Origin of the sequence: Lactobacillus johnsonii, from assembly GCF_013487865.1 — a bacterium.
Taxonomy (GTDB): Bacteria; Bacillota; Bacilli; order Lactobacillales; family Lactobacillaceae; genus Lactobacillus; species Lactobacillus johnsonii_A.
In genome coordinates, this window is the sequence record NZ_CP047409.1 from 1097791 (window position 1) to 1122020 (window position 24230).

Below are 24230 nucleotides of genomic sequence, written 5' to 3' on the forward strand. Positions count from 1 at the left end.
AATGCATCAATTTCTATAACTTAAATGCATATTTTGCTTATTTCCATCTTAATCACCGTCTTTAAATGTTGTAAAATGCTAATATTAGTAAATTGTAAGGAAAGATAAAATGAAAAGAAACAGAAAAGAACACAATTTCAATGATTTTTCAAAGCAAGAAAAAGAAAAATTAAAGACTGTTCGCCAAGAACTTATTCAAGCACAAAAAGAAGAACCAGAAAACTTACGTGAGCACCTCCAAGCTTTTAATGATGGGGTAATGGCAATCATTATTACAATTATTGTATTAGAGATCCAGCCAGCTATTAATGAAGTTCACTATGGACAATTTCTCGCAAATATTATTGTATTTTTAATTACATTCTTCATCGTGGCGGATTTTTGGTATGATCTGCATTTAGCTTTTTCCTACTATATATTTAAGCCCTCAAAAACAATTGCTGTCTTAGACTTCTTTTTCTTAGCTGACCTTTCTCTTCTTCCGGTAATGACAAAATGGATTATGGCAGAAGGTTCAACATTTGCGGTAGCTAATTTTGGAGTAGTTTTTTTAATTGCTAAAATTTTAGAATATTTAATTCAATATTTTGGCGCTAAGAAGACGGCGAAATATTCCCAAATTATGAACATTATTATCAGTCGATCTTTTATTAGAAAGGTTGCTGTCACCTTATTTTTAAATATTGTTCTCATTGGTCTATCGTTTGTTCTTCCTAGACTTGCCATGATTCTTTATGTAGTTATACCAGTTATTTCATTTTTATTCCCTGTTAAGCGTAATAAAATCATGTAATAAAGGCAGAAGCACAATTAAATGCTTCTGTCTTTTTAACATTTCCAAACAAAAAAGGCGATATTCCACTTTAGGGAGTATCGCTCTTTTTCGTATCAACGATGTTGACTATTTATTCTTTTTTCTCTTGTCTCCTAATCCAAACAATGAGAATACACCTGCTAACCCAAGAAGTGCAGCTCCTGCTAACGTTAAGTTAGAATTATCCTTCTTTTACATCAAGTGTTGTGGTCCCACCATCAATTTCAAGAGCATTAGCATCTTCTGTTGTTAAGGTCACATTACTGTTTTCATCAAAAATAATTTGATGTGTTCCACCTTCAAATTGAAGAATTTGCTGCTCACCGTTTTGTTGAGTAGCGCGTGTCTTACCATCAAGTGGTCCTACATAAAATGAAACAGAGTTTGCAGTAATAGTATTCTTAAATGCTAAGGTTGAATTAATACTTGGTTTAGTATAAATAAGTTGTGAACCAGTAAAGTTAACATTATCAACTGTGTATCCACCAGCATTATAAACAAGGCCCCAGTAACTACGAGCATAAATATTCAAATCTTTAAAGGTTACAGAATTTTGTGTATTCATATCAAATGAATATCCGGAGAAATCAATTGTACGTTTTTCTTCTGGATTATCTGATTGAATTACAATATTACACGTATTCTTGATATGAGTTTCTGTATATGTACTATCTGTTTGGTCTGCTAAATTAAGATTTTTAGCAACATTAATAGTAGTAGTAGTCCCATTTTGAATTGCATTAATAAATCCCTTAGCGTCACTAACTGTTACTGCATAGGATCTTCTGCTTCAGCTGCAAGTGCTGTAGCTGCTACCTTACTTTCAGCAAGATTATTTGCACTAAGGAATTATGCATTTTGAACTGCTTTATTTACGTTAAGTGCATTAGTTGAAACTTCAGTCTTTGCATCGTTTACTGCATTATTCAAATCAGAAGAAGTATTAGTATCAGTAGTTTAATTTTAGAAATTAATTACAAGTGATATAGTAACATGTAATCTTTTCTTGTTCTATACTCCTATATAATTTATATGACTTTCTTTAGAATTAAGTCTTCCTATCAAATAGTGGTCTTATAATAAGCATAATGGCATAATTTTTAAATAATCATTTTATTAGTACGTAATATTATTATATTTAAATAACAAAAATATCAGCGCTTGCTTTTATAATTTTACATTTTTGGAATCAAAATTTTATTACCGATTAAAAGTCATTTTCGACCGATGACTGACAAAACAAAGTAAAAATACCTCATATCGATATAATTTAACTTGAAAGGAGTAAGATATGAAATTTAAGTTATTTATTAATCCAAACAGTCAAGAAATTGTCGAGGCTACCGTTCATCGAAAAAGTAATTTTTCTACTCAATTAGAGCAATTTGTTTTATCAAACGGTAATTCAAATGCGATACCTGCTTATGATGACAAAGATTTAATTATGCTTAACTTAGGGAATATTATTATGTTTACAATTATTGAAAATAAGGTTTTTGCTATCTGTAACAATAAGCAATATCACATCAGAAAAAGACTCTACCAAATAGAAGATACTCTCCCCACTAATTTTTGGCGTATCAATAAATCCACTATTATAAATCGTTCCTATATCGATCAATTTAAGGAAACAAAAACTTCTGGGGTAAATGTCATTATGACAAATGGATTAAGCGACTATGTTTCAAGACGCTGTTTTTCTAAAATTAGGAAGGAACTGAATTAAAATGAAAGATTTTATCAAAAATTTTATTAAAAGTGGCATGAAAGCTGCAGGATTTGGTCCTTTAATTCTTGTGATTTTTTATTATATTTATTCTTTTACTATTAACTTCCATACTATTTCGATTCAAAACGTAAATAAGAATATTCTTTCCAGTTTATTACTAGCCTTTATCGCCGGAGGTATTAGTGCAGTCTTTAAAGTTGAAAAAATCTCTCTTGGACTTGCAACTATGATTGATGCGATTGTAATTTACATTGACTACCTTCTCTTTTATGTTTTTAACAATTGGATTGAGTTACAAATTATCCCATTTCTGGTTTTTACGGTACTCTATATCATCGGCTACTTAATCATTTGGCTCTGTATCTACCATCAAATAAAAATCCAAGTAAAGCAGTTAAACCATAAATTATAAAAAAAGCAGATCACTACCATAATTAAACGGTAATGATCTGCTTTTTTATCCTTCAGCCTTTTGGATTTGATCATGCATATCAGCGATATCCAAATCTTTGTTCAAAAATTCCTGATTATCAATTGGCAAATGTTGCTCAATACTAGTAAATGGCTGTAAATAAACAGTTGATTCTTTTATCTTGAAGTCTAATAAGTGTCCACCAATTGATTTGTTATCTGCTAAAAAATGTAAATGGTATCCAGTAGCAGCCATACCTTGGAACATCTTCGGTGCAAAGTAACCTATAACTGTACCAGAAACATCAGTAGATTCAAAAACGGCTTGTTCATTTGCTACTTGCAATAAGGTCTTGTAAGGTCTTGTCTGCTTTTCAACTACTCTTGTTTTAACAGTTGAAAAATTCCCCACAATTTTAACTGCAAAAAAGACATTTTTATAAGGATAGTCAGCTAAAATCTTATCTTCTAATTCTTTTTGAGTTAAATTTTCGACCTTAAAACTATCTTTTATCTCTTCAAAATGAACTGTCGCAAATGGGACCTTTTCTTCTGGTTTTAAGATTCTAATTTTACCATTGCTTTGAGCTAAATACGGTACATAATCAAGTAAAATCATTTCACCATCAAGGCCACTAGCTGTTCCAATGCCCCAGTCACCGTGCTTTAACAGATCTGCAACTGTCATTGTCCCTTCAAACAATCCTGGCACCAGCATCCCCAAGGTACCATGCTGATAAACCTTGCTTTCATATTTTGCCATAATTTTCCTACCTTCTATTAATGTAGCTGATCTTCTAAAATTGTCTTTCCTAATTCTTGATTGAAACTATAATCAACCGGTATATCAACAACAGTTGGTCCATCTTCTTTAAAGGCTTTATCCAAAATCTTATCTAAATCAGCTGCCTTCTCTACACGGTAACCCTTAGCACCAAAGCTTTCTGCATATTTAACAAAGTCTACAGGACCAAATTTAACAGCTGCTGAATCGCCATACTTCAATTCTTCTTGGAATTTAACCATGTCATAATTTCCATCATTCCAGATAATATGGACAATATTCAAACCTAATCTAACAGCAGTCTCTAAATCTTGTGAGGAGAACATGAATCCCCCATCCCCAGAAACGGAAACAATTTTTGTATTTGGTCTTACCAAAGCTGCTGCGACTGCCCAAGGAAGAGCGACTCCAAGTGTCTGCATTCCGTTACTAAAAAGCAAATGACGTGGTTCATAACTTCTGAAATGCCGTGCCATCCAGATGTAAAAACTACCCACATCTACTGTTACCGTCATCTCATCAGTAACTCGGTCTTGCAGAGCTTGGATAATACTCAAGGGATGACTCTTCACTTGATCCTTAGTCACAACTGGTGGAGTATCACGTTTTTGCAGGGTTTTACGCAATGAATCAAGATACTCTTTAGATTCATTCGGCATTGAATAGCCCTTCATATATGGTAAAAGAAAGTCTAAAGTTTGAGAAATATCTTCAACCAATTCTCGCTCAGGCTGATAATTTTTATCAATTTCTGCCCGCATAGAATCAATTACAACGATATTTGCGCTTCGATCAGAATTCCAGTTTCGAGGTTCATATTCGATTGGATCATAACCAATTGCAATAACCAGATCACTCTTTTTAAGCAATTGATCTCCTGGTTGGTTTCTAAACAAACCTACACGACCGAAGAAATCATCCTCTAATTCACGTGGAATAATTCCAGCACCTTGAAAAGTTTCAACTACAGGTAGATGAGTTTCCGCAATTAAACGTCTGATAGCTCTGGTAGTTTCTGGATCAGATGCTCGCATTCCTAACAAAAGTACAGGAAGCTTTGCGGCTTTAATACGCTGTGAAAGCAAGGTTGATTCAATTGGACTAGCTGGGCCTAGCTTCGGGGGCTCAAGTGGCGCAATCACGCTCGTTTTTACTTCTGCATCAGTTACATCCTGCGGAACAGAAACAAAGCTTGCCCCTTGCTTAGATGCCTCTGCTTCTTGGTATGCGTTAGCAATCACCTCAGAAATATTCTCAGGTTCTTGAACTTCGGCACTATATTTAGTAATCGGAGCAAATAAAGCTGCATTTTTCATGCTTTGGTGAGTCAAACGCAAAAGATCAGTTCTTTGCACTTGGCCAGAAATAGCTAGTACTGGATCACCTTCTGCTGTAGCAGTTACTAAGCCAGTTGCTAAATTTGATGCACCCGGACCTGAGGTAGTGAGAACAACACCTGGTTTTCCTGTAATCCTTCCTACTCCAGCCGCCATGAAGGCCGCATTTTGTTCGTGCCGCGTTAAAACAAATTTAGGCGTACGTGGATCTTTAGAATGTTCAAGTAATTCAAATACTCGATCAATTTTGGCACCTGGAATTCCAAAGACGAATTTAACATCATGATTAATTAAGCTATCAACAATTGCATTTGCGCCGTAATATTTTTCTTCTGCCACAGCAATCTTCCTTCTTCCAATATATATTGCATATCTACTTACAAATTAAAAGTATACTTACAAGCTACCATACTTTCAAGTAAATATAATTATAGAAAACTTCAAATCAAATACTTCTAATATAGATATATCACAAATCCATTCTATAATAGAACTTGAATAAAAATAAATTTAAGCGAGGAATAGACATGGTTAGGATCTTAGATAATCAAACTAGTAATGAAGAGTTCTTAGAATTTGCGACCAATGAGGTCCACAATGTTGATGTTGCTACAACACATCATGGTGCACCTTCTGCTCAAGTCTGTGATCTAGTTTTGAATAAAAATGGTAAGCTCTACATTGTTACCTCTAGTCAAAATCCCTTCTTTCAAGATTTGATCCATCAACCTAAGGTGATTATCAATGGGTACAAAGGGGATGGCACGATGGATTCATGCGGCTTTTCAATTCGGTGAACAATTAAAAATGTCGAACATGAATATATTGACGAGATTTTTGAAAAAAATGATTATTTAAATGAAATATATGCAAATGATATTGAAGGTGCAAAAGAAGATCTGCGGGTTTTAGAAATTACACCAAAAGAAGCAGCCTACTTAGATCATCGTACTCACCCTATTTTTACAAGAAAATTTGAATTTTAATTAATCATTTTTTCCACATAACTAAATAAGTAAATAAAAATGGATAGGTTTCTTTTCCCTATCCATTTTTTAATTTGGTTTAGTTAGCTAATTTAATTCTTTTATCGGCAACTTGTTCAATAAAATACTGGTCATGGTCAATTAAAGGCATTGCTGGTTTTATTGCTTGTATAAACACATCACTTATTCCACACAAACTTAATGAGAGCTTTATCAACTTGCGAATTTTCATGGAGCTTTGAATGCTGTGCATTTTTGCCGTTAATCTTCAAAACACGATAAGTACTGTTACCCCCTGAAAGGTATGACTTGTTATCAACCCTACCATCACTACCATTTAATTTTCCTATTGAAGATCGTGATATTACCTCTACTTATTTAGGTACAGAATCCATGTCAGTTAACTTACCTACCGAATGTAAGCTTAATGAAAATTCAGAATTATCATTTAGAATGCTAAAAGGAAAAACGATTTTAAGCCCTGCTAACATCGGTTTTTGGGCCCAGATTTATCATGATGAAATTCCTGATAGCAAAATAATCTTCCAAGATGAGTCAACAGATTATAGCGAAATCTTACAGTATTCCGTCCTCCCCCTTCTTTACTACTAATTTAACTAGTTTAGACTCATAATGGGGTAATGATCTTCCTAATAACCGTTCCGCTCGTCCCTTATCAGATGAGGTGGCTCATCAAAAGTTCTATGCTTGCTACTTAAAGCAAAACCAAACTCGTCTTATGCCTTTAATTGAAAAATTGCAGGATCAATGGAGTAAATATGATCAAATGTAAAAAAGCCGATTGCTTGGTGGAGAAGCAATCGGCTTTTTATCACTAATTTAAAAGAACAACTTACTCATAATAATCACGAAGATCATCAAGCAAGTAGAACTAATTGCAGCAGCCCCAAATACGGTACCACCACGTTTGAAGATAACACTGAAGTTAACTGAAATACCTAAAGCGGCCATTGCCATCCCCAAAAAGACATATGCTGCTTGAACTAAGCCATCTAAAACTACTGGTGGGAATGGTAAGAAAGTACCTAAAATACTGGTTAAAATAAATCCGCCTAAGAACCAAGGAATTGGTAATTTCTTAGGTGCTTGTGTATGATCTTGCGCACTTTCTTTTACCAGTCTTCTTTGGTACCAGTATCCAATTACTAAAGCAACTGGTGCTAACAGTAAAACACGTGATAATTTCATAATTAACGCACTATCTAAACTTGCTTCACCAAAAGCACTACCAGCTGCAATAGCATGGGCAATTTCATGAAGAGATCCACCAGCAACAATACCAAATTGTGAATCTGTTAACCCAAGCATTGGTTTAATCACAATTTCTAAGAGTGTAAATACTGTTCCCATCACACAAACTACGGCAACAGCAAGTACCTCGTTTTCTCTTTTACGTTCTTCATCTCTACTCTCAATTTGAGGGGAAACGCCCATTACAGCAGCTGCTCCACAAATTCCGCAGCCACAAGCTGATAACACTGCTAGTTCATCTTCTGCCCCAAATTTTTTACTAAGCCAGTAAGTCAAAACAATCGTTCCACTTACCCCTAGCATTGCAACTAAAATTGTTTTAATACCAGCATCAGCTAGCTTAGTAAGATTAAGTCTAAAACCCAGTAAAATAATTCCTAATCTCAAAAACTTATTAGAAATAAAACCAATCCCTGGTGCTGCTTCTTCTCTTACCCCAACTGGTAACACCTGCAGCGAAATTCCTAATAAAAGGGCAATTACCAACGCACCAATCAAGTTGACATAAGGTAATTTTGCTAGAAAAATACCTGCCACGGAACAAATTAAAGTCATTGCAGCTGCAAGACCAAATGATCTACTCTTAACAATACTTATCAATAAAAATACCTCCAGTTTAATTACTTATTCCCACCTAGGAAAATTTACAGAATAAGCAATTATATAGTTTTTTAAAGTGATTCTTTCTCGAAAGCAAAATTCTTATAGCACTATAGTATCCAATTCAATAATTAAAGTAAAATAATATGCTCACAAAATCACAAATATTTTTATTGATATAAAAAGGATGAAAGCCTAAATTGTACTTTCATCCTTCAATTTTGTGATATTATTCATAAAATCTTTCAAATCAATTACAGTCTCAAATGTTAAGAAAAACAGTAAAGCCTTAATCCAAGATCGACTAAGTAAAAAGAAAAAGCAAATTGCTAATGCTATAAGCCCTATTCCCACAAACAAAGCTAAAGCAGTTAACTTTGCTCCAAATAAATTAACGACCTCCTTAAAACTGCTTGGCTCATTTTTAACTAATAAAGATAGGTCATGATATTGCTTACTAGTCCTTACTCGAAATGATAAAAAAGTAAATACGGTTCCAATAATAATTAAGCCGGCTCCAAGTAATTGAAATAAAAGGCTCATTGGAGGCTGTCTAAACATTAAAATGCCTCCAAGAATTAGCAAGATGTCCGCAAGCAAATTATAACGTAAACGTTTATTTTCTAATTTAATAAAAATTAATTCATTCGAATCCATACTTCATATCCTTTAATATTCTTCTTTCTACCAGTATACTGGTTAAACTAAAAATGACCAAGAGCAATTTTAACTCTTGGTCATCTAGGTCAACTAACGTCCTTTATGAACTGTGTCATTTTCAACTGGAATTGGCTGGACTTTAAGCTCAACTGCACCATACAAAATACCGATTAAACCGGCTATTACTAATAATTGGGACATATTCAGGACTCCTTTCTTGGAATCTTCCCCTCAGTATCTATCTTACAAGCTTAAGTCTACTTTTTAAAATAAAAAGACTTGTGTTGCAGGTGTCAAAGAAAGCCAAATCCAATAAAAAGTCATCATAATTACTGCTAAATAAGACATCATAGTTAAAAAGTTCTCAAAGCAACCTCCAACTTTATAATGAATTGGTGATTTTCTCTTTTTATTATAGAATGGCGCTAGCCACTCTACTCCTTGCTTACTGAAACTATCTTCAACTAGATGCAAAAAATAGCCAATTACTAGCCCAAACCAAAGCGCACTCCAATAATTCTGAGAAGTTAAGTTGTTGATATGAATAGGAATAAATTTATTCATTAAATAATATAGACCACCAGAAAAAATGGCCCAGCCAAGGAAAGAATGAGTAATCCCACGATGTTTAAGAAAAAGACTAAAATTGATCACTGACTTCTTGCTCGCAGAACTGTTATATTCATCAATATCAGGTAAAGAAGCGCCAATCGCAGTCGCAGCCAGAATAATAATGTTGTTAACTGGATCGATCAATAGACGATTAGTTAATAATAAGCTTAGTTCCACGATTGCAATACTGCAAATTCGATGTGACCTAGTTAGCACTTCTTTTCACCCTCTCTAGAACATATATTCTATTTTAACAAAATTCCCACCAGAATGGGAACTTGTATACGCCAAGGTATAAAAAAACTCTAGTTTTGTGAAGTGCCATAGAAAAGTTAGACATTTATAAAATTTTAAAGATTTGATAATACACGATTTCTGTATTTTACAGGAGTCGTGTATTTTAATTTGTTTGATCTTCTAACATTGTTAAACCAATAAATATAATCTTTCAGAATTTCCTTCATCTCTTCTAAACTTCCAATCTTAAGTCGATTCAGTTTTTCTCTCTTCATTAGATTAAATATCGTTTCTCCTGGTGCATTATCATGACAATTTCCTTTTCGGGACATGCTTTGAATTATATTCATTTTCTTTAGTCGAGCCTGATAGCCTGGATTCTGATATTGAAAGCCTTGATCTGAATGAAGGATAGGAGCAGCTCCTGGTGAAAGATTATCTGCTAGTTCATCTAGCATATTATAAATAGTTTTCATTTCAGGAGAGTAACTTACTGCACAAGCTAGAATCTCCAAAGAAGCTTTATCTACTACAGGAGAAATATAAACTTTCTTGCCGTTAGTTAGTTTATATTCGGTTACATCGGTATGAAGAACTTTATAGGGGATAGTTTCATCAAAAGTTTGATTTAGGATATTTGGTGCTTTCTTTCCTACATTACCCTTATACGAACTATATTTACCAGTATTTTTATGATAAATTGTTGTTTTTATTCCTAAACTTCTCATTAACTTACGTACTGTTTCTAGAGAAAATTTAAATCCTTCATCTCTTAACGCTCCCCACATAGGACGATAACCATATGTTTCTTGTCCTTCATAGCCATAATAGATTTCTTGAATCTTCTCTTTTACTAAAGCATACTTATCAGCTTGATTAATTCTATTTTTTACATTGTCATAGTAAGTCTTTCTATTTAATTTAAGCACCTTAAATAAGACCTTAAGTTTAATTTGATGGTGTTTTGCCCGAATATCCTGTATTAATTGTGTTTTTTGTTTGTTGGATAACGTGGATATCGGGCAGCCACTTTTTTTAAGACAAGATTTTCCACTCTAAGTCTTTCTAATTCAGCTTCCTGCTTAAGAATTTTTTCTTCATACTTTTGCTTTTCACTAAGTTCTAACTTTTTAGTTGTCTTCTTACTCTTTTTAGGCACTTTCCTAGGCCGACCTTTCTGTTTAGGCAGCAGCCCAGCGTATCCTTCTTCATTGAACTTTTTAGCCCAATTGTATACTTGAGAATCACTAATATTAAACTTAGCCGCTACCTTTGAAACTCCAATAGAATGTGTTAAGTAGTAGCGTACCACATTTAGCCTAAAGTCAGAAGAATAAGTAGTTTTAGTATGTTTAACAGATAAGGCAGCTAAACCTTGACACTTAGCCTTATCAACCCACCTACGAATAAGAGTCCAATGAATATTATATTGTTTAGCTAAACCTTTTATTGAATCTTCATGATTTAAATATTTGGAAACAATTTCAATTTTTAATTCAGTCGAATATTTGGTCATAAAAAAATACCTCATAATTATTAGATTTTATGTCTAACAATTATGAGGCACTTCATTGCACTAGAGTTTTTAAGTAATATCATTTTATAACTTTACATAATTATTTTACTTTTAATTGCTATCTTATTTTAAATATCTTGCTCAATTCTTCTACTCGCTGATCTTCTGGTTTAGCAATAAAAACATATTCTTCAGTGAGTTGTTTTCCATCTCGCAACAAGAACAACTTTTGTACTTGGTCATCCTCAATATGGGTGGCTGTTTTTTCATTCATAATTAAGTAGCCAGATCCAGATTCAACCATTAAAATTGCTTCTCCTAAGGTTTCAACCGCAAGTAAATCACTATCAACTTGAAGAACATCTTTTAAATAGTGGTATTCACTCTTTTCTTCCTCTACTCCTGCTACCATAATGCAAGGCAAATTCTTTAAATCACTCACTTCAACAGTTTGTTGATATTTATTAAAATTACCCGCTTGCACTAGGGCCACTAAAGCAACCTCATCAACCAGATAAGTAGCTAGTTGCTGATAGATAGTATGCCTTGAATTAACTAAGACTGCATCTAACTTATTGTTTTGAATCTTAACTTCAATCTCATCATATGAAACAGGCTCTAAACTCACCTTTTCGTCTTTATGTAAAGTTTGCCATTTACCTGCTGCCTGTTCCAACTCATGTCTACCTAAATTTTTTAAATATCCAATCTTCATTTTTTCACCTGTATACAAAATAAGACTTTGATCTTTCAACCAAAGTCTTATTTATCTTAATTACTTAGCTTTATCATGAAACGCAATTGTAAAACCATTCTCCCAAACTTCACTTGGAGCAAGATGATTCATGCCACGTTTATGTTCTAGTTTACCATCACTGTCTAAAGTATCTGCAATGCCCCACCATGGTTCAATACAGATATAGTTGCCAGTCTTAGGATATTGTGACCACAAACCCACAAATGGTGCATTTTCCATTTTGACATTAATGTGATAGTCACTCTTATCAGTTCTAATAGAAATCTTGTTAGGTTGCTTTAATTCAAAGACCCAGGCATCATCCTTAAATAATTCATCACTAATTTCAAAAATTGAATCAGTTGCGAGCAAAGAACGGTTTTCCCAGTCAAGGTATGGTGCCTTTAAAGGAATCTTCACATGGTCCATTGAAGGATCAAACTTAAAGTAGTAATCATTCTTATTCATCCCATTATCAGTTGGTAAATTAAAACCTGGGTGGCCACCAATACCAAAGATCATTTCTTTAGTATCAGTATTAGTTACTGTAAAGTGTTCTTCCAGCAAATTATTTATTAAACTGTAAGATACTCTCAGTTCAAAATCAAATGGATACATTTTTTTAGTATCTTCATTAGAAGTTAGAAGAAAAACAATGTGCTTATCATCTTGTTCTTCAACAGTAAATTGTGCATCCCGAGCAAAACCATGTTGTCCCATATGGTAAGTTTTACCATCATAAGTATATTGATCACCCTTTAAACGTCCAACTACTGGGAACAAAACTGGAGCATGCCGTCCCCAAATTTCGGGATCTGCCTGCCACATGTATTCTCGACCACTATTTACATCTTTAACACTTTGAATTTCAGCACCCTTATCAGAAAGTGTTACTGTTAAAAAATTATTCTTTAATTGATAATCCATAATTTAACTTCTCTTTATCTACTAAAATTACAAAATAAATTTTGTTAAGTCTTTATTAATAATTATATCACTCAATTTTTGATCAACATACTTCTGAGTAATAGTGATTTCACCCATATTCATGTCTGGGCCTTCGTAAAGAACATCTTCAAGTAATTTTTCTAAAATAGTTGCTAAACGACGTGCACCAATATTGTCAGTTCCCTGATTTACTTCAAAAGCTATTTGAGCAATTCGATCAATTGCTTCTTGAGTAAAGACTAATTTAATACCATCAGCCTTAAGAAGTGCAATATATTGCTTTAAAAGTGAGTTTTGTGGATCCTTTAAGATCTTAACAAAGTCTTCTTGAGTCAAGGCATTTAATTCAACACGAATTGGGAAACGTCCTTGCAATTCTGGAATTAAATCGCTTGGCTTACTTTCAGCAAAAGCACCCGCTGCAATGAAGAGAATGTGGTCAGTAGATACAGGACCATACTTAGTTGAAACTGTTGAACCTTCAACAATTGGTAAGATATCTCTTTGTACACCTTCACGAGAAACTTCACCAGAGGTCTTCTTGTTACCAGCAGTGATCTTGTCAATTTCGTCGATAAAGATAATACCATTTTGTTGAGTACGTTCAATTGCACGTTGGTAGAGAGAATCGTAGTTAATTAACTTCTTTGATTCTTCTTGAATTAAAACTTCACGTGCATCTGATACTTTTAGTGTACGCTTAACAGTCTTCTTAGGCATTAAGTCGCCCATCAAACTTGACATGTCAATTCCCATTTGGCCCATCATATCGCCCATTGGGTTTACCTTTGGAGCTTGTTCTACTTCGATGGTAACTTCACGATTTTCAAGTAATCCCTTATTAAGTTGATCAGCTACGCTAAGACGTTCATTACGAATATCATCAGTTACTTCTTCATTATCTTGAGGTTGATTCATGTTGAAATTACCAGAAAGCATTTGCATCATTTGTTGCATCGAATTTTCACGGTTTTCACGCTTAATTCCGGGCACAATTAACTTCACTAGACGATTATTAGCTTTCTTAGTAGCTTGCATTTTAACATGTTCAAATTGATCTTTTTCTTCCATTCGAACTGCTTCTTCAACTAAGTCACGAACCATTGATTCAACATCACGTCCAACGTAACCAACCTCAGTAAACTTAGTTGCTTCAACCTTTACAAAAGGTGCATCGACAATTTTAGCAAGTCGACGTGCAATTTCGGTCTTACCTACACCAGTAGGACCTGCCATTAACATGTTTTTTGGCGTAATATCTTGTTGCATTTGTTTTGGTAGTTGCAATCTACGATAGCGATTATACAATGCAACAGCAACAGACTTTTTAGCTTCGTTTTGGCCAATAATATATTTATCAAGTAATTCTACAATTTGTTTTGGAGTTTTTTTTTCAGTCAAAATATTTCACCTAGATTTCATCAGTAGTAATGTGGTCATCTGTAAACACATCAATTCCGGAAGCAATCTTAACAGCTTCTTTAGCAATTTCACTTGCGCTCATCCCATTACTGTGGCGAGTCATGGCAATTGCAGCTGCTTGGGCAAAGTTACCACCAGAACCAATAGCTACCACGTCTTCATCTGGTTCAAGTACTTCACCATTACCAGAAATTAATAGTAAATCTTTATCATTAAAAGCAATTACCATAGCTTGTAATTTAGCTAAAGTTGGATCTTTACGCCAGCTTTGAGCCATTTCAACGGCAGCTCTACGTAAGTCACCTGAATAAGTTTCAAGCTTTCCTTCAAGCATATCTTGCAAGCTAACTGCATCTGCAACACCGCCAGCAAAGCCGATTACTACTTGATCATGATAAATTCTTCTAATCTTTTTAGCAGTTGCCTTAGCAATAACTTTTTCACCTAAGGTAACTTGACCATCACCAGCTATGGCTGTTTTATTGTTATATCTAACAGAACAAATTGTTGTCATATTATTATGCCTCGTCTTTCTTATCTTTTCTTGGGAAAAATTTTTGATAATCTGCTTGTAAATGCTTCATTGTGACATGAGTATAAATTTGCGTCGTTGACAAAGATTCATGGCCCAAAAGCTCCTGCACACTCCTTAGGTCGGCCCCATTATTGAGCATTTCGGTCGCAAAAGAGTGTCTAAGCATATGGGGATGAACCTTTCCACCAACTCCGGCTTTAATAAAAACTTGCTGCATAATGTATTCAATTCCCCGGCCTGTTAATTTTTGTCCTCGGTTATTTAAAAATACACAGCCTCGATCTTCATTTTTGCCTAATAGAGCAGGTCGACTACTATCACAATACTCTTTTAAAGCATTGGCCGCATCTTTTCCAAAGGGAACATAGCGGTCTTTATTACCCTTCCCATGAACTAAGATAATCTTTAAATCAAAATCAATCTGATCTAGCTTTAAAGATGCCATCTCACTTAAACGCATCCCAGTCGCATAAAAAAGTTCAAACATTGCACGATTTCTTACTACCAACTTTTCATGACCAGCAAGACTATCAAAGACTTGCCGCATTTCTTTTTCATAGAAAAATTGTGGTAATTTTTTTTCGCCTAATCTTAAACTAATTGTCTGCATTGGATCATTATCTAGCACTTCTCGCTTAACAAGAAAGCGATAAAAAGATCTTAAACTAGACATTTTACGCGCTTGAGTAGTTCTTGACCTATTTTGAGTCGCTAAGTTTTGTAAGAAAATTTCAACATCGCGACTTTTGACTTGATCCCAGCCGCTAAAGCCTCCATTTTCTTTAAAAAACTCCTTAGCTTCATTTAGGTCATTTAAGTAAGAGTTTACAGTATTTTTACTATAATTACGTTCATAGTTCAAGTAATCTTGAAATTGTTTGATTAATTTATCATTTTCTTTAGACATTATTAATCAAGCTTCTTCTCTTCCTTAAAGGCTTCAAGATCTTTCAATGCTCGCTTTGAAATTTCTAAGTGTCGTTCTTGTTTGTTTCTTACCTTGTAATCTAATTTTGGCAAGAGTGCATAGGAAGCATTCATTGGTTGGAAATGCTTTGCGCTAGTGGTTGTGATGTAGTTGGCCATAGAACCCAAGGCAGTTGACTTAGGAAAGACTAGCGTTTCTTCTCCTAAAGCTTCTCTAGCCGCATTAATTCCGGCAACTAACCCAGAACCGGCACTTTCAACATAACCTTCTACTCCAGTCATTTGTCCAGCAAAGAAGAGACCAGTTTGCTTTCTAGCTTCATAATTTGCATTCAAAACTTCAGGACTAGCAATATAGGTATTGCGGTGCATTTTACCATAGCGAACAAATTTTGCATTTTCAAGACCTGGAATCATTGAAAAGACTCTCTTTTGCTCACCATATTTTAGATGAGTTTGGAAACCAACAATGTTATACATTGTGCTAGCTGCATTATCTTGACGCAATTGCACAACTGCATAAGGAGTTTTTCCAGTCTTAGGATCTTCTAAACCAACTGGTTTAAGTGGGCCAAAGAGCATTGTTTTTTCTCCTCTTTTAGCCATTACTTCAATTGGCATACATCCCTCAAAGACATTCTTATCTTCAAAACCATGTAAAGTAGCTGTCTCCGCCCCAACTAAATTTTTGTAGAAATTATAAAACTCCTCTTTAGTCATTGGACAATTCAAATATGCAGCTTCACCCTTGTCATAACGTGATTTTTTATAAACAATGTCACGATTAATTGAGCTAGCTGCCACAATTGGAGCAGCTGCATCAAAGAAATGAAGTGAATCAGTACCGCAGAACTCCTTAATCTGTTCTGCTAGTGTATCTGAGGTTAATGGACCAGTCGCAATGATCGTGATACCATCTTTTGGAATTTCGGTGATTTCTTCCTCATGAACATGAACATTTGGCAAGTCTTTTAAAGTTTTAGTTACAACTGCACTAAACTTATCTCTATCAACGGCTAAGGCTCCACCAGCAGGTACTGCAGTTTCATCCGCTGCTTTCATAATTAAAGAATCCAGCTGCCGCATTTCTTCTTTTAATAAACCAACAGCATTTGACAGTTGGTTAGATCTCATTGAGTTAGTACATACTAGTTCTGCAAAATTTGCAGTTTCATGAGCAGGCGTATTTTTCTTAGGTCGCATTTCATATAAATCTACTTCAATGCCACGCTTAGCTAATTGCCATGCAGCTTCACTCCCTGCAAGACCTCCGCCAATTACGGTTACATTCTTTACCATGCAATCTTTCCTTTCTGCTCGACTCTTTCAAGTCTATATAAAAATGATATCATTAAACCGCTTTCGTTTTAATGATATCATTGATTTTTATTATAATTTAATTTTCTTCTGGTTCTTCACGGTAATCACCATTTGGACAAAGGATTACTAATCCTTTCTTGTTCTTCTTTTGAACTAAGAAGTGACCATCATTTGGACAATTTCGACCAATTGGTTGATCCCATGAAACAAAATCACAATCTGGATAGCGGGAACAGCCATAGAATTTACGGTTGCGTTTTGATTTCTTTTCAATAACTTCGCCCTTACCACACTTAGGACAAGTTACGCCAATCTTCTTAACGATTGGTTTAGTATTACGACAATCGGGAAAACGAGAGCAAGCATAAAACTTACCGTAGCGTCCCATTTTAATAACCATTGGAGCTCCACAAATATCACAGTTAAAGCCCGCAGGTTCATCTTTAATTTGAACCTTTTCAATTTGTTGATCTGCTTTATCTAATTCTTTAGAAAATGGCTTGTAATACTCATCAACTACTTTAATCCAGTTCTTCTTCCCTACTTCAACCCCGTCTAGGTCATTTTCAAGTTGAGCTGTAAAGTCGACATTAACAATGTCTGGGAAAAATTCTTCGATTAACTTATCTACGATTTCACCTAATTCTGTAGGTACAATTGATCTACCTTCAAGTTTTACGTAGTAACGTTTTTGTATGGTATCAATTGTTGGGGCATAAGTTGATGGACGACCGACACCATTTTCTTCAAGAGCACGAACTAAACTAGCTTCTGTATAACGTGCAGGTGGTTGAGTAAAGTGTTGACGATCATCAGTCTTCTTAAGCTTAACCTTATCGCCTTCATTTAACTCAGGAAGTTCATTACTCTTTTCTTTTTGGTTATCGTATACCTTAGTAAATCCAGCAAACTTAAGTTTTGATCCTGTTGTTCTAAAAGTTACGTCATTTTGCTCAATATCAGCTCTAACTGTATCGTAAACAGCCGGAGTCATTTGACTAGCAATAAATCTTGACCAAATTAAAGTATATAGTCGATATTCTTCAGTGGTTAAATACTCTTTCACAGAAGCTGGAGTTCTAAAAGCTGAAGTAGGACGAATTGCTTCGTGGGCATCTTGAGCATCTGCATCATTTTTAAAATGTTGTGGCTTAACTGCTGCGTAATTTTCACCGTATTCTTCATGAATAAATTTTGAAGCTTCATGCTTTGCAACATTGGCAATACGCTTTGAGTCAGTACGCATATAAGTGATCAAACCGACAGATCCTTTACCAAGATTCACACCTTCATAAAGAGATTGAGCAATTCTCATTGTTCGATGAGTTCTGTAGCCTAAGCGCTTGTTTGCTTCTTGTTGCATAGTTGAAGTGGTAAAAGGAGCAGCCGGTTGACGTTTTCTTTCCTTTTTAACTACTTTTGTAACTTCAAAGTTTTTTCGCTTATCAATTCGCTTTAAAACATCTTGAACTGCTTCGTTATTTGGCAATTCCTGTTTTTTGCCTTTAATGCCATAAAAAGCACCCTTAAACTTTTCTGAGCCCTTTTCAAAATCAGCATCAATAGTCCAGTACTCTTCTGGCTTAAAGTTCTTGATTTCATTTTCACGATCAATTACTAACTTCAAGGCAATCGATTGAACACGTCCAGCTGACAAACCTTTCTTTACCTTTTGCCACAAAATCGGACTAATTGAATAACCAACCAAACGGTCTAGGACACGACGAGCTTGTTGAGCATCAACAATATCCATATCAATAGTTCTTGGATTCTTAAAGGCATTCTTAACAGCATCTTTAGTAATTTCGTTAAAAGCAACGCGGTTATGTTCTTTTGGATCTAGATTTAATGCATGAGCGACATGCCAAGCAATCGCTTCTCCTTCTCGATCCGGGTCGGAAGCAAGATAAACATATTTTGCTTTTTTAGCTTCACTCTTTAATTCTTTAATCGTATCGCCTTTTCCACGAATGGAAATATACTTTGGTTCATAGTCATGTTCTACATCCACTCCCATTTGAGACTTGGGTAAATCACGAATATGGCCTTTTGAAGCAATAACATGATAATTTTTTCCTAAATATTTTTCAATTGTCTTAGCCTTATGAGGAGACTCGACAATAACTAAATTCTTTTTATTTTTTCGTTTAGTAGGCATAGAATGCCCCTTCCTTGCACAATTTCTACCAAATTCTAAAATACCAAAAATTTTACTCTTGTCAACTAAAGCAAATTTTTAAAATCAGCATTAACCAGTGGATAAGCACCAGCGGCAATTAGCTCATTAGGGCCTTCTGACAAAGGACTTGAGACTGGTCCCGGAACTGCAAAAATATTGCGATTTTCTTCTAAAGCAATATTTGCAGTAATTAAGGAGCCCGATCTTTTTCTAGCTTCAGTCACAATAATATTTTTACTTAAGCCCGCAAGTATACGGTTCCTTTGCGGAAAGCGATGAGGTCTTGGCGGAGTATCAGGTAAATATTCACTGATCAATAGCCCGTTCGCCATAATTTCTTCCTGGAGCATTTTGTTTTCTTGCGGATAAAAATGGTTGAGTCCATTTCCAATCACGGCAATTGTCTTACCGTGATTTTTTAATGTTTCTTGATGAGCAATTCCATCCACTCCGCGTGCTAAGCCACTAGCAATAACAAAATCTTGCTGTATCAGCTGGGGAATTAATTGTTTTAAGACAAAACGACTATAGTTTGTCGGCTGTCTTGCGCCAACTATAACTGTAATCTCCTTTTTAAGCAAGGATAAGTCTCCTCTAGTAAAAAGAAGTGTTGGTGCATTATACATTTCACGGAGTGCATTTGGATAGATTGTATCAAAAATAGTGATAACATCACACTGTAATTCAATTCTTTCAATCCAAGAATTAAACTTATCATTTTTCATTGCAGCTAAAACAAGATTTTGGATATTTGATTTTAATGATAAACTCTCTATTTTGTCAACTGTTACTTCTTCACCAGCAGTAAAATTCGCTACAATTTTTCCTATAGTAGTAATGCCAAGACCTTGCTGTAATTTTAACCTTAAACAAAATTCTTTCAAATTCATATAAATAAAACCTCCACTATCATGTACGCAAAAGTGAAGGTTTATTTTTTAATTATTTTTCGTATTCACTAACTGGAGCAAAAGATCTCCGATGAATCGGGGTTGGACCGTATTTTTTAAGAGCCTCCATGTGCTCACGGGTTCCGTAGCCTGCATTATGTTTAAAATCATATTCTGGATAGAGCTCACCATAAGCATCCATTAAGTTATCCCGAAACACTTTAGCTACAATACTAGCGGCAGCAATTGAGTTAGACTTAGCATCCCCATGAATTAATTTAACTTGGGGAATGTTTAAAGGTACATTCATCGCATCAACTAATAAGGCATCCGGCTTTACTTTTAGACCTTGAACAGCATGAGCCATTGCCACACGATCTGCTTCATAAATATTAATCTGATCAATTACATCATTATTAGCTAAGCCGACACTAACACTGACAGCTTTTTCTAGAATCTTTGGAAAAAGCGCCTGCCTCTTCTTAGGTGATAATTTTTTTGAGTCATTAACATCAATTAAATCAAAATCATGTGGCAAAATAACCGCAGCTGTAACTACAGGTCCAGCAAGCGGTCCACGCCCTACTTCATCAACCCCAGCAACAAGTTGATCCTTTTGCCAAAATTCTTTTTCATAAGAAAAACGTGATTGAAATTGAGCTAATGCTTTAGCATATTTAGCTTGTCTTTTTTCATAGCTAATTAAGAGCTTTTGGACGCCTTTTCGTTCATCAGCTTTTAATTCTTCTAATTGCTCTTTGCTTACTTCTCCTTGAAGTAAGTTCTTTATCTCAGTAATCGTCATCTAAGATCGAATGTAATCCTTCCCAATTTTCCCTTGCGTAAACGTTGAAGCATAAAGAGTGAAAACTTATCATAGTCATCTCGCATACCGTATTTATTGGTCATTGCTAACAATAAATCTGGATTAGACATACTGTCCATCTCTTCACTTGAAATTCGTGCAAATTTAACAAGATCATCGTGATAATTTTGCTTCAAAAATTCAATCACAAATAAGGCAACGTCATCGGGATGAAAAATATCCGCCTTAATTGCCCCGCAAGCTGCTAATTTGTAACCTACTTCTTGATCAGAAAACTTAGGCCACAAAATCCCGGGTGTATCTAAAATTTGCACATTAGTCTTGGTTTTGAGCCAACTTTGTCCACGTGTTACACCAGGCTTATCACCAACAATTGCAGCATTTCTTCCAACCATACGATTAATAATAGTAGATTTACCACAATTTGGAATTCCTGCAATAGCTACTCGAATCATTGGATTTGATGCACCTTTTGCAATTAATTTATCTGTCTTTTCCTTACCAGCCAACTTGATAATTTTAAATAGACTAGTCATATTTGTAGTATGCTGGGCATCCATCGAAATCACGAAGTTACCCTCATCTTGATAATAATGAGTCCATTTTTTAGTTTGAATTGGATCAGCCAAATCAGCCTTATTTAAAACAATAATATGCGGTTTCTTCTTTGTTAATTGTCCAATCATTGGATTACGAGAAGAAACTGGTAAACGCGCATCTAAAACTTCAATTAAGACATCAATCAAGTCTAGATTATCTTCTAGCTGATTTTTAGCCTTATTCATATGTCCTGGATACCATTGAATAGTTGCCATTTTTAATCCTCCATTTCCTTTAGATTTAAACTCATTGCCTTCTTTAAAGCAGGATTATCATCTTGCAGTTTTTGTGCAACCGCTAAATAAAGTTGCGCTTGTACTTGCCCATTTACTATACCATCTGCTGTCAAGCCATGGGCTTTTTGAAACTGAATAACTGCATTCTTAGTTTCATCATCAAAAACTCCTGTAACGTGCTTTGGCATATAACCTAAGGCAGTCAAATATTGCTGCAGAGTTGCCACATCAACACCAGTCATTGATTTCTTCAGAATACTCATACTTTGGAATTGAGGTAGTTTAGCTAAAGAAGATTCAGGAACAGGATAAGTTGGCTTTAATCCTTTTTTATTGATCCAAGTTCCATCAGGTGTAAGCCACTTAGCAATTGTATATTTATATTCTGAATCTTGCGTCTGCCCTACTTCTTGCACCGTTCCCTTCCCATAGCTCGTTTGACCAACTGAAACCGCCCGGTGATTTTGAACCAGAGCTGCAGTAAAGATTTCACTAGCACTGGCTGTATTAGCATTAATCAAAATAATCGGCTTTAGACTTGTATGGAAGCCACCAGAAAGCTTTTTATCAGAGTGAATAACTTCTTTTTGCTTACGATCCTGATATTGCATAATAATTTTATTATTTGGTAAGAAATATGATGCAGACTTCAAAGCAGCATCCATTGCACCACCAGGATTATCTTGCAAGTCAATAATTAACTTAGGATATTTTTTAGTATCAATTGACTTTAAAGCACTCTTTAAATCTTTAGCCGTATTAACGTCAAATTGTGTAATTGTAATAATTGTTGCGTTACCTTCAGTTCGCTTAGTTAAGCTAGATTGGGAGATTTTAGCGCGCTTTAAGGTAACGTTAAAAGTAGAGTTAGCACGTCTAAGTTTCAAGGTAACTTTTGTACCAATTTTTCCTCTGACTAAAGGAGCTACTTTACTAAACTGAGCTGCACTTACTTTTTTATTATTAACGGCAACAATCTCATCGCCAGGCTTAATAGTACTTTTCGAAGCTGGAGAATCAGCAACAATAGAGTCCACAACAACTTTATTGTTGCGTACTGCCATCTGAATACCTACTCCGCCAAAACTTGAACCCTCTAACATATTATTGACTTGTTCTTGATTTGCTCCACTTAATCCCTCAGAAAAAGGATCATTAAGACTATTAAGCATCCCGTTAATTGCCCCTTGGCGCAATGTTTGCGGTGAGACTTTTTTATAATATGAACCTTGTAATTGCTCATACACTTTTTCAACTTGATAAAAAGGAGACTTTAATTCCTTAACTTCCATAATTCCAAAGGTCAAACCTGCGCCAATTGCCGCACCAGCTATACCAGTTAACAAAAATTGAGCATATTTGGGAAGATGCTTCTTTTTATTATTTGAAATTTCTTTATTTTGATGAGAATTATTTGGTTCTACTTCTGCCATATTAGCCTCAGTTCATATTATCTAAATATAATTGATATGCCTTGTCAAAAACGCTCATGCTTGGTAAATAACCAGCATTTAATTCTAAGTATTCTGATAATTTTTCATAGTCTTCTTCTTGTTTTGGAAAAGAGCTGTCATGTTGAGCATTATTAGCAAATTCAGCAATATCATCTAAAGAATCAGGATTTCTTTGAGTCATTAAAAAACGATAAAAGCTCTCACGATAAGCCATTAAAAGTCCTCCGTTGTATAGAATACTGCATAAGCACCACTACCAGCATGAGTTGCAATAATTGGACTAGTAACACGAGTTAACACTTTAATATCAGGATTAATTTCTTTAATTTTATTAGTCCAAACTTCCATATCTTCAGGCGTATCAACATAAGAAATTGCTACTTCTTTGATATCGTGCTTATGTTCTTCAATGTCCTTTAAAACACGTTTATCAAAGTTCTTAGAAAATTTCTTCCCGCGGCCTTTCTTAGCAACGTCTAAATTTCCGCCTGGCATATGCAATTCAATTCTAATATTTAATAAAGTAGCAATTTTACCAGCCAATGGTCCAAGACGTCCACCTTTAATCAAATTATTTAGGTTAACTACCATCATTTGTAATTTTTGTTTCTTTTTAAGGTCTTCAACATGATTTACAATTTCTTCAAGACTCTTGCCTGCTTGCGCATCCTTAGCAGCGGCCAGCACTTGATAAGCTTCGGCGCGGTCAGTTAGTTCAGAATCAATTAAAGTTACTTCTTTAGTCTTTCCAATTATGTCAGCAGCCTGTCTAGCAGCTTCAATTGTCCCACTTAAAGAACGAGCAAGAAAAATTCCTACTACTTGGTTTCCATCGGCAGTTAATTCTTTAAATACTTTTTCAAAAATTCCGATTGATGGTTGACTTGTCTTAGGTAATTCTTCAGATTCATCCATCTTCTTCACAAATTCTTCTCGACTGATATCAATGCCATCTGTGTAAGTCTGACCATCGATAGTAATAGTTAATGGAACGACTGTAATATCGTATTTATCAATTTCTTCAGGAGTTAATTGAACTGAGGAATCAGTTACTACTTTAATCTTAGCCATTCTAAGTGCTATCCCCTATTCTTCTATAATTATTATTCTATGTTAGAATTTATTAAGTACAACCTCAAGTATATCAAAAATACAAAAATGAGTTAAAATTTATTAAATAGATTATAAAGTTATTATAC

The 24230-nt window shown here is 34.8% G+C and carries 26 protein-coding genes; 5 read left to right on the forward strand and 21 right to left on the reverse strand.

What is annotated here, in order from left to right; translation table 11 throughout:
• Positions 1–109: 109 nt before the first annotated feature.
• Complete coding sequence (locus GTO82_RS05125) at positions 110–793, forward strand: TMEM175 family protein (protein ID WP_180872762.1); 684 nt, start codon at positions 110–112, stop codon at positions 791–793.
• Between the two features lie 202 nt (positions 794–995).
• Here GTO82_RS05125 and GTO82_RS09735 read toward each other — a convergent pair whose 3' ends face one another.
• Entirely contained in the window at positions 996–1559 is a 564-nt protein-coding gene (locus GTO82_RS09735) for a pectate lyase-like adhesive domain-containing protein (RefSeq protein ID WP_349304730.1), read from the reverse strand.
• A gap of 546 nt (positions 1560–2105) precedes the next feature.
• Here GTO82_RS09735 and GTO82_RS05135 point away from each other — a divergent pair.
• Complete coding sequence (locus GTO82_RS05135; RefSeq protein WP_180872763.1) at positions 2106–2540, forward strand: LytTR family DNA-binding domain-containing protein; 435 nt, start codon at positions 2106–2108, stop codon at positions 2538–2540.
• A gap of 1 nt (position 2541) precedes the next feature.
• Positions 2542–2955 carry a DUF3021 domain-containing protein gene (locus tag GTO82_RS05140; RefSeq protein ID WP_180872764.1) on the forward strand — a complete coding sequence of 138 codons (414 nt, stop codon included), beginning with the start codon at positions 2542–2544 and terminating at the stop codon, positions 2953–2955.
• A gap of 45 nt (positions 2956–3000) precedes the next feature.
• Here the strand turns inward: GTO82_RS05140 and budA are convergent, their stop codons facing one another.
• Both budA and alsS read right to left on the reverse strand, forming a co-directional pair.
• Positions 3001–3717, reverse strand: coding sequence for an acetolactate decarboxylase (budA, locus tag GTO82_RS05145; protein ID WP_180872765.1), 717 nt, complete (start codon positions 3715–3717; stop codon positions 3001–3003).
• A gap of 17 nt (positions 3718–3734) precedes the next feature.
• Positions 3735–5414 (reverse strand): acetolactate synthase AlsS, encoded by a 1680-nt coding sequence (gene alsS / locus GTO82_RS05150; RefSeq protein WP_180872766.1) that lies wholly within the window; start codon positions 5412–5414, stop codon positions 3735–3737.
• A gap of 188 nt (positions 5415–5602) precedes the next feature.
• Here alsS and GTO82_RS09740 point away from each other — a divergent pair, with 188 nt between their 5' ends.
• Positions 5603–5872 (forward strand): hypothetical protein, encoded by a 270-nt coding sequence (locus GTO82_RS09740; RefSeq protein ID WP_260983123.1) that lies wholly within the window; start codon positions 5603–5605, stop codon positions 5870–5872.
• Positions 5873–6240: 368 nt separating this feature from the next.
• On the opposite strand, the gene GTO82_RS05160 is transcribed toward GTO82_RS09740, so the two are convergent.
• On the reverse strand, positions 6241–6426 hold the full coding sequence (locus GTO82_RS05160) for an alpha/beta hydrolase (protein ID WP_180874086.1): 186 nt from the start codon (positions 6424–6426) through the stop codon (positions 6241–6243).
• Here GTO82_RS05160 and GTO82_RS09745 point away from each other — a divergent pair.
• Positions 6371–6673 carry a hypothetical protein gene (locus GTO82_RS09745; protein ID WP_260983124.1) on the forward strand — a complete coding sequence of 101 codons (303 nt, stop codon included), beginning with the start codon at positions 6371–6373 and terminating at the stop codon, positions 6671–6673. The genes GTO82_RS05160 and GTO82_RS09745 overlap by 56 nt on opposite strands.
• A 228-nt stretch (positions 6674–6901) precedes the next feature.
• Here the strand turns inward: GTO82_RS09745 and GTO82_RS05170 are convergent, their stop codons facing one another.
• From GTO82_RS05170 to GTO82_RS05250, 17 genes are all read right to left on the reverse strand, one after another.
• A complete protein-coding gene (locus tag GTO82_RS05170; protein ID WP_180872767.1) occupies positions 6902–7933 on the reverse strand; it encodes a YeiH family protein in 1032 nt (343 codons plus the stop codon).
• A gap of 195 nt (positions 7934–8128) precedes the next feature.
• Entirely contained in the window at positions 8129–8590 is a 462-nt protein-coding gene (locus tag GTO82_RS05175; RefSeq protein ID WP_004894587.1) for a hypothetical protein, read from the reverse strand.
• A gap of 267 nt (positions 8591–8857) precedes the next feature.
• Complete coding sequence (locus GTO82_RS05180; RefSeq protein WP_180872768.1) at positions 8858–9421, reverse strand: metal-dependent hydrolase; 564 nt, start codon at positions 9419–9421, stop codon at positions 8858–8860.
• Between the two features lie 134 nt (positions 9422–9555).
• A protein-coding gene (locus tag GTO82_RS05185; protein WP_180872769.1) for an IS3-like element IS1223 family transposase occupies positions 9556–10958 on the reverse strand; the annotation gives its coding sequence in 2 pieces (ribosomal slippage) (positions 9556–10484 and positions 10484–10958; 1404 coding nt in all).
• A 118-nt stretch (positions 10959–11076) separates the two neighbouring features.
• A complete protein-coding gene (locus GTO82_RS05190; protein WP_180872770.1) occupies positions 11077–11673 on the reverse strand; it encodes a hypothetical protein in 597 nt (198 codons plus the stop codon).
• A 60-nt stretch (positions 11674–11733) separates the two neighbouring features.
• Positions 11734–12621 carry an aldose 1-epimerase family protein gene (locus tag GTO82_RS05195; RefSeq protein WP_180872771.1) on the reverse strand — a complete coding sequence of 296 codons (888 nt, stop codon included), beginning with the start codon at positions 12619–12621 and terminating at the stop codon, positions 11734–11736.
• 27 nt (positions 12622–12648) lie between these two features.
• Positions 12649–14043 carry an ATP-dependent protease ATPase subunit HslU gene (gene hslU / locus GTO82_RS05200; RefSeq protein WP_004894575.1) on the reverse strand — a complete coding sequence of 465 codons (1395 nt, stop codon included), beginning with the start codon at positions 14041–14043 and terminating at the stop codon, positions 12649–12651.
• A gap of 10 nt (positions 14044–14053) precedes the next feature.
• Positions 14054–14578, reverse strand: coding sequence for an ATP-dependent protease subunit HslV (gene hslV / locus GTO82_RS05205; protein WP_004894572.1), 525 nt, complete (start codon positions 14576–14578; stop codon positions 14054–14056).
• A 4-nt stretch (positions 14579–14582) separates the two neighbouring features.
• The gene (gene xerC, locus GTO82_RS05210) at positions 14583–15506 is read right to left on the reverse strand and encodes a tyrosine recombinase XerC (protein WP_180872772.1); all 924 of its coding nucleotides are present in this window, start codon (positions 15504–15506) and stop codon (positions 14583–14585) included.
• 2 nt (positions 15507–15508) lie between these two features.
• Positions 15509–16825 (reverse strand): methylenetetrahydrofolate--tRNA-(uracil(54)-C(5))-methyltransferase (FADH(2)-oxidizing) TrmFO, encoded by a 1317-nt coding sequence (gene trmFO / locus GTO82_RS05215; RefSeq protein WP_004894568.1) that lies wholly within the window; start codon positions 16823–16825, stop codon positions 15509–15511.
• Between the two features lie 97 nt (positions 16826–16922).
• Positions 16923–19004: a type I DNA topoisomerase gene (gene topA, locus GTO82_RS05220; RefSeq protein WP_180872773.1), complete on the reverse strand. Its 2082-nt coding sequence runs from the start codon at positions 19002–19004 to the stop codon at positions 16923–16925.
• Positions 19005–19069: 65 nt separating this feature from the next.
• Entirely contained in the window at positions 19070–19915 is an 846-nt protein-coding gene (dprA, locus tag GTO82_RS05225; protein WP_180872774.1) for a DNA-processing protein DprA, read from the reverse strand.
• Positions 19916–19967: 52 nt separating this feature from the next.
• The gene (locus GTO82_RS05230; protein WP_004897410.1) at positions 19968–20720 is read right to left on the reverse strand and encodes a ribonuclease HII; all 753 of its coding nucleotides are present in this window, start codon (positions 20718–20720) and stop codon (positions 19968–19970) included.
• On the reverse strand, positions 20717–21556 hold the full coding sequence (gene ylqF, locus GTO82_RS05235) for a ribosome biogenesis GTPase YlqF (protein WP_180872775.1): 840 nt from the start codon (positions 21554–21556) through the stop codon (positions 20717–20719). Before ylqF ends, GTO82_RS05230 begins: the two co-directional genes overlap by 4 nt.
• Before the next feature lie 2 nt (positions 21557–21558).
• The gene (locus tag GTO82_RS05240) at positions 21559–23010 is read right to left on the reverse strand and encodes a S41 family peptidase (protein WP_180872776.1); all 1452 of its coding nucleotides are present in this window, start codon (positions 23008–23010) and stop codon (positions 21559–21561) included.
• Positions 23011–23017: 7 nt separating this feature from the next.
• On the reverse strand, positions 23018–23245 hold the full coding sequence (locus GTO82_RS05245) for a YozE family protein (protein WP_004894551.1): 228 nt from the start codon (positions 23243–23245) through the stop codon (positions 23018–23020).
• Positions 23245–24102 carry a DegV family protein gene (locus GTO82_RS05250; RefSeq protein ID WP_180872777.1) on the reverse strand — a complete coding sequence of 286 codons (858 nt, stop codon included), beginning with the start codon at positions 24100–24102 and terminating at the stop codon, positions 23245–23247. Before GTO82_RS05250 ends, GTO82_RS05245 begins: the two co-directional genes overlap by 1 nt.
• Between the last annotated feature and the right edge of the window lie 128 nt (positions 24103–24230).